This window comes from Polaribacter sp. M10, assembly GCF_054968445.1.
This window is the reverse complement of sequence record NZ_JBSSBG010000004.1, coordinates 194,017-201,556: the sequence shown is the minus strand read 5'-3', so window position 1 is coordinate 201,556 and position 7,540 is coordinate 194,017. Positions and strand designations below refer to the sequence as shown.

The 7,540-nt window shown below is 30.1% G+C and carries 5 protein-coding genes; 3 read left to right on the top strand and 2 right to left on the bottom strand.

Annotated elements, in window-relative coordinates:
- Positions 1–715 precede the first annotated feature (715 nt).
- Positions 716–1,585 (bottom strand): hypothetical protein, encoded by an 870-nt coding sequence (locus tag ACWYN7_RS06800; RefSeq protein WP_462859106.1) that lies wholly within the window; start codon positions 1,583–1,585, stop codon positions 716–718.
- Positions 1,586–1,817: 232 nt separating this feature from the next.
- On the opposite strand from ACWYN7_RS06800, the gene ACWYN7_RS06795 reads away from it, so the two are divergent.
- From ACWYN7_RS06795 to ACWYN7_RS06785, 3 genes are all read left to right on the top strand, one after another.
- The gene (locus ACWYN7_RS06795) at positions 1,818–2,303 is read left to right on the top strand and encodes a DinB family protein (protein ID WP_462859105.1); all 486 of its coding nucleotides are present in this window, start codon (positions 1,818–1,820) and stop codon (positions 2,301–2,303) included.
- 92 nt (positions 2,304–2,395) lie between these two features.
- Positions 2,396–3,370, top strand: coding sequence for a serine hydrolase (locus ACWYN7_RS06790; RefSeq protein ID WP_462859104.1), 975 nt, complete (start codon positions 2,396–2,398; stop codon positions 3,368–3,370).
- Between the two features lie 21 nt (positions 3,371–3,391).
- Positions 3,392–6,217 carry an Npt1/Npt2 family nucleotide transporter gene (locus tag ACWYN7_RS06785; protein WP_462859103.1) on the top strand — a complete coding sequence of 942 codons (2,826 nt, stop codon included), beginning with the start codon at positions 3,392–3,394 and terminating at the stop codon, positions 6,215–6,217.
- A gap of 3 nt (positions 6,218–6,220) precedes the next feature.
- On the opposite strand, the gene ACWYN7_RS06780 is transcribed toward ACWYN7_RS06785, so the two are convergent.
- The gene (locus ACWYN7_RS06780) at positions 6,221–7,540 is read right to left on the bottom strand and encodes a serine hydrolase (RefSeq protein WP_462859102.1); all 1,320 of its coding nucleotides are present in this window, start codon (positions 7,538–7,540) and stop codon (positions 6,221–6,223) included.

The following is a 7,540-nucleotide window of genomic DNA, read 5'->3' as shown; positions in this document are numbered from 1 at the left end:
CGAAAAAGTTTAAGATTCTTAATCAAATTTGCAACTCATTAAATATATAGATCAACAATTCAGTGAAAACCCCTAAACAGTCCCCCATTTTAAACTGAAAAAAACGATACCTATACAAATTAGATCTTGCACCCCTAAAATCATCAAAACAGAAACCAAAGACAAGCAATTGTTTTTAGTTTCTGTTTTTTTATTTAAACAACGTGTTTGGAGTTTGCCTTTTTTATAGTGTAATGAAATAGCCCCAAAAAAGCTTTGTTTTTTGGGGCTATTTATAACCTACAACGTATTGTAATCTTCGGGGGAATAGTTGTTTTTGGGGGAATTACTGCTCATTGGGGGAGTATGAGTTTTAGAACAAATCAATTAACCTACTTATTAATCTTGCCAAATAATTTAAAAATAATATGAATGTGAAAAAAAATAAGAATCGGATTCCATAATCTATACACGATTTTAAATGATCTACAATTAACAAATACTCTAAAGTTTTAAAGACGATAAATGAAGAAATACTAAATATAAATATTTCTTGAATGATGTTTTTTAACATGGTTGGGGGCTTATTAAATTACTAATCTTTAGAACTGCAAAGTTTTACTTAACCTTCTATCTATAAGACACAAAAATTTAAGAAAAGTCACCCATAAAAAAACCTTCTAAATCTACAAGTAAAGATTTAGAAGGTTGCCTAATGTATTTGTTTAGAAGTGTATTATCCTCTTTTTGATCTTTTATTGTTGTTCTCTAACTTTTTATTTTTTGCATTTGTTTTTCTTGTTGTTGTTTTACCTTTTGCATTTTTCGTTTTTCTAGCAGTATCCACTTTTCTTTGGGTTCTACTAGTGTTCGCATTTGATCTTTGCGTACGCTCTGTATTTTTGTTAGAATACCTGTTGTTTTTTGTTGAAGTAGCCCTTTTATCTACATTATTTTTTCTGTAGGTAGTATTGCTTTTTCTTCTAATATTATCATTTTTTCTAACAGTAGCAGCAGGTTTTCTTCGCTTAATAATGCGACTTCTTTTCCCAATTTTAGCATTTGGTCTTGCTCTATAGTAATAAAAGTTTCGATCTTCTCTTATTTGTATATAATTGCTTCTAAAATCTCTATGATTAAAAAAGTTGTGGTGGTAACTAAATACATCACCAAAATTAATGCTAAAACGAATGCCATTGTCGTAATAATAATCTCTTACTTGGCCATCAAAAATCGGATTTCCCCAACGATCGTAATCTACTCTTAGTTGTCCAACTCTAGTTATACGATTTCTAAAATACCTCATGTAAACATTACCAATTCTGCTTACATTTCCTCTAATATCGTAACTTAAAGTGGTATTGTTAATTCTTCTAATACGTCCTCTAAAATCTCTATCAATTCTAATTTGCCTGTTGTTACCATACGTATCAAAATCAAAATCACCGTTGGTAAATACAAAAAATTCGATTCCATTTTCAAAAAAATTAACAGCATTGTTGTAAGAGTAATCTACCCTGTAATTTAAATTTTCATCGCCATTTTTGGCTTCAACTGTAGAAACCATCATGAACATTCCTAATAATATAAGTACACCTTTTTTCATAATATGTGGTTTAAAGGGTTTTGCCTACTCTTTATGCTTTTCGGCTTTCGCATTTGTTGATGTAATTTCAAAAGGTGTGCCAAAAATTTAAAGTAATGCAAATGATTTGTTTCTTTGGATGTGAAAAATATTGATAATCAGTATTTTAAATTTAAGTATATTTTTTTATGGAAAGTGAATTCTAAAAGTAATTTTTTTTATAATTTACGACTTAGATTCAAAATGATACTGCATGATAGCTGCCATTGCCCAAAATTTACAAAGAGGGGTAAAATTATTAACTACTATTTCTGATGATGCTTATGCAAATAATTCCATACCTCCATATTTTTCGAGTATTGGTTGCCATATGCGTCATATTTTAGATGTGTTTACTTGTGTGTTAACAGGTTTTCCAGATCGAAAAATAGACCTTACCCTGCGTGAAAGAAACGAAACCATCGAAATAAAAACGGCAAGCGGAATTGCTTATTTCGAATCCGTATTAAAACAAATTCAATCTTTAACCCAAGAAGATTTAAAAACAGAAATTCAAGTTACAGACGATTTAGGTTTGGGTAAAGTTACAGCTACTTCTACTTTAGGGGCAGTATTAATACAAGCGCAAAGCCATGCCATACATCATTATGCAAGTGTGGGAGTTATTATTCATCAATTGGGCATTCAGTGGCCAGATCCCGATTTTGGATTTAATCCTACTACACCCAAAAAATCGTGAAACAAGAGTTTTAGAAAATATTAACACGAATAATTTAGCAGTTGGCATTTGTTTTGTAAATTATAGAAACACAATTTTTTTTTAAATATAATATGATTTACAAAACAGAAATAAAACACTTATTAACTTTACTCATTTTACTTTTTACATTGCCATTTGTAGCACAAAATAGTGGAGCTACTTTTGGTGAGTTTTATGTGAATTTAAAAGACGTTTATAAAAACTCTAAAGTAGATTTGCCAATAAAGTTAAATACTGCGATAAAACCGATTAACGAAATAGAAGATCCAATTCTGCAAAGTACCTTAGAAAAAGAAATCTTTAAAAACAAACATTGGAAACGGCTGGTAAAGCAGAATTTAATGTCGGTAGCTTTGGTAGATTTAAGCGATAGCACAAACTTTAGGTATGCAGGTGTTAACGATAATTTTATGATGTATGCAGCGAGTTTACCTAAAATTGCGATTCTTTTAGCGGTTATGGATGCTATTGATAAAGGTGAACTAGAATATACTAAAGAACTTAAAAATGATTTGCGATTAATGATTAGTAAATCGAACAATAGAGCTTCTACTAGAAATATAGATCGCGTGGGATACAAAAAAATTGAACAAGTTTTAAGAGCGCCCAAACACAAATTGTACGATGAACAAGTAGGAGGTGGCTTATGGGTTGGTAAAAGATATGCTGCTTCCGGTAAAAGATATCCAGACCCCATGAAAGGATTAAGTCATGCTGCAACCACAAGACAAGTGTGTAGTTTTTATTATCAGTTGGCATTGGGTAATTTAATAAGTACAGAACGTTCTAAAGAAATGTTACAGATTATGAAAAAGCCAGAATTACATCATAAATTTGTAAACACTTTAGATAGAATAGCACCCAAGGCAGACATTTATAGAAAGTCTGGTTCTTGGCGAAACTACCATTCAGATTCAGCCTTGGTTTGGGGACCTAATAGAAAATACATTATTGTGGCTTTAATTCATGATAATTTTGGTGAGCAAACCATCAGAGATTTAGTGGTGCCTTTAGAAAAAGTATTAAAAAATTCACGTTCTTTATAGCACCAAAAGACAAATAGCCAATTGAAAAAGTTAATTTATAAAACATTTGGATTAAGAGATGGAGAAATCTTCATCTCTTTTTTAATGCAGTTGTATATTTTTTTAATTATTACAGTATTGCTTATTGTAAAGCCTACTGTAAACGCAATTTTTGTTTCTGAATTAGGAGCAGACAATTTGCCTTTTGGTTATTTGTTGGTGGCCTTAACTGCGGTTTGTACCACATATTTTTACAGTAAAGCCATTAGAAAGCACTCTTTGGTAAAAATTACAGTAATTTCTTTAATTTTATTTAGTGTTGTATTTGCTGTTTTAGGTTTGCTGTTTCATTTCGAAATCATCACTCCATTTTTACTGTACTTTTATTATGTATTTGTTTCGCTTTTTGCTGTAGTTGCTACCTCGCAATTTTGGATTTTTGCCAATATGGTTTTTAACGCCAGAGAAGCTAAAAGAATTTTTGGTTTTATAGGTGCTGGAGCTATTGCAGGTGGAATTTTTGGAGGCTATTTAACCAGTATTATTGCAGGTAGTTTGGGTAAAGAGTACACCATTTTTTTAGCATCCATTTTATTGTTGTTGTGTATTCCTATTTTAAACAAAGTGTATCAATTAAAAATACAGTATTTAAATACGTTTAAAAGAAAACAAGTAATTGCCAATCAAGATAGATTAGAAAGTTCTTCTTTACAATTGATTTCGAAGTCTAAACACCTAAGCTATTTGGCTATAATTACAGGGATAGGTGTAATAGTAGCAAAATTGATAGATTTTCAATTCAGTGATTTTGCCAATAAATCCATTACAAATTCAGATGATTTAGCCGCTTTTTTCGGATTTTGGTTTTCTACATTTAATGTAGTTGCTTTAACTATTCAATTATTTTTAACCAATAAAATTGTAAATAAATTAGGGGTTTCATCTTCTCTTTTGGTATTGCCATTAACCATTGGTTTAAGTAGTTTGCTATTTTTAACTTTTCCAGAACTGTGGGTATTAATCATTATTAAAGGGATTGATGGCAGCTTTAAACAGAGCTTAAATAAAGCAGCTGTAGAACTGTCTATAATGCCAATTCCTTTGCATATAAAAAATCAGGCAAAATCTTATATCGATGTTGCTATTGATAGTATTGCTACAGGTTTATCTGGTTTTATGTTGCTGTTTTTTATCAGAAAATTAAATTTAAGTACTGCTTATATTACCGTAATTGTCCTGTTTTTTGTTTTTATTTGGATTGTGTTGATCTATAGATTACGTGAAGCTTATTTTGAATCGTTTAAAAAAAATATTCAGAAAAATTTATCTTTTATCAACAAAGACCCAAAAGAAATTTCTAAAAAAGAAAACAATCTTTTAGAGATTAAAAATGTTTTTGAAAATGGCGATGAAGAAGAAATTTTAAACATGTTCGATCGTTTAAAAGGTTATAAATTTAAGGTTTTTCAGCAGCCTGTAATTCAACTTTTAAAACACCCATCACCCAAAATAAAAGTGGCTGCCATCGATTTTTTAGATGCTTTTGATGATAATAACATCCTTAAAGAAGTAGCTTCTTTTATTTACGATAATGATGAAACTTTAGTATATGTTGCTTTGGAATATGTATTGGAGCATTCCAATCAAAAAGACCGAACTTTTTTTAATATTTATCTCGATCATGAGCAAGAATATATTGCAAATGGAGCTTTATTAACGCTGGCAAAACTTAGCAGCAACAATCAAAATCTTGGTAATTATTACAATTTAAAGCAGCGTTTAGAGCATAAAATAGAGCATTATATTGTAAATAGAGATACTGTTCGTAAAGAAATAGTTGCTGGGCTATTGTTGAGTATTGCGTATGCAGATATGCAGCATCATTATAATTTTATTGCGGAACACTTAAAAAACAAAAAACCATATCTTATAAAATTTGCAACTATTGCTGCTGGTATTACATCTCAAGAAGTTTTTATTAAAGATTTATTGAATTTATTAGATAAAAAAAGACATCGAAAAAGGGCTATTAGAGCTTTAAAAAACTACGGACCTAAAATTATAGATGTACTGCAAAAGTTAGAAAAAGAAGACGATTTAAATTCAAACATCAGAAAACATGTCCCTAAAATTGTAGGTGCATTTAACAATGAAAAATCGGTTCAAATTTTAATCAAAATTTTAAGAAGTCCCAATGCTACAAGTAGATTAGAGGCCTCAAAAGCCTTGCGTAAAATTCTGAGTAAGAATGCAGAGATTACAATCTCTAAACGTATTTTAAAAAAGCAAATCACCAAAGAAACCAACTATTACAAAAATATTTTAGAAGCGAATATTTCTATTCAACATTTAATTAATAAAGATTTGGTTGATGAAATAAATCCTAAAAAACAAACGCTTTACGAAGGCAGAAAAAATTTAAGTGATGCTTTAGAAGAAGAACTTAAAAAATCGTTTGTTATTCTTTTTAATCTATTAAGCTTATTGTATACAGAAGAAGATATTCAGATTACTTTTAATGCGTTTAAAAGTAAAAACAAAGAAGCAAAAATTAATGCTTTAGAATTATTAGAGAATCTTTTAGAAAGCACTGTAAAAACTGCGGTTTTGCCTATTTTAGAACACGAGGTTTTAGAAAAAGACCATTACAATTCTAACACAATCCCTTTTACCATATTTGCAGAGCTGGCCTTACTTAAAAAATTGATGAAAGTTAGTGGTAGTGGAGTACGACTTTCGGCTGTAAATTATATTAAAAATGCTAAAGACAAAACTTTAATACCTGCATTATTACCCCTAAAAAAATATCGCAATCCAACTGTAAAACAATTGGCTTACGATACGTTAAGGATGCTTAAAAATGTATAAATTTTAATGATCTGAAGATTCGTCTTTCTTTTCGATATATTTTTCTTCTTTTATTTCTGGTTTATTAATATTTGCAGTTTCGTTTACAACATCATCTATTTTACTGGCTAAATACATGTGTGCGCCTGCAGAGTTTTTGTTTAAAACATTGGTCATTAAACAAACAATATATTTTACACCATTGTCATGTTCAACAATTATTACGGAGTTCATATAATTAAAAACATTACCAGCATAACTTGCACAATTTGGGTCTTTTTCTCGATCGCATTTATAATAACTACCAGACTTAAAATACACAGCAGCATCATCTAATCTTGGCGATTTTGCATAACGAATTCTTCTGTCTGTTAAATACAATAATCGCTTCATTTCTAAACTAGATGCTTTATCAATAACTTTACCTTGTTCTAGTTTTACTAAAAATTTCATTAAGCCTTTTGGAGTACCAATACTACCCCCTTTTCTACCTACGTATTTTCCTGGTGGTCTTGTAAATAAGCCTCCTAATCTCCATTCATTTTCGGTAATTCCTAAATCTCTTAAAGGCTGATTTACAACAGTATTTGCTAAGTTGGTTAAAGAATCTCTAGGTGTTTCTTTAAAATAGTTCTCGGCTTTTTCTTCGTCTAAAAAGAAATAATCTTGACCAAAAGCAGCCATTAACATAGCTTCTCTGTACATAATACTTGCTGCACCATTGTTACTTACAGAAACCATATGATCTAACCATTCAAACAAAGAAAATTCATCTGTTGCAATAACTTGTCTTTTGGTTAATTTGTCATTTTCGATATCATATATGGGTATGGTATGATGATCGCCTAAACCCCAATATCTACTGGTTACTTTTATGTTTTTAAGATAGGCAATTCTTTCTTCATGTGAATCAGGACATAGTTTTGCAAGCTGATCAAAAACAGCTAATAAAACCGCAATTTTACCTACACTTCCTGGTTGATAACCCACATTTTCTCTGTGTTCTGCATACCTTAAATCATCAGGATTACTCATATCCATAATGGCTAAAGAATAATTACCTTGAGGCGTAATTCGTTTTATTTTTTGATTAAAATCGCTATCAACAGTAAATAGATCTGCTACACTATCTGTGGTTTTATGAGTAAGGTTTAATTTAATATCAGCCCATTCTTTATAAGCTCCTTTTGGGATTCTAGTATACTTAACACTGTCTTTTTGAAATTGTCTTATTTGGTACAATCTTTTAATGCCTGTATACTCATAACCATCAATAGGATAATAGCTCACAAAACCAAATGAAATGACAATACATGCAATAATTAATAGATATTTTGTTTTCAT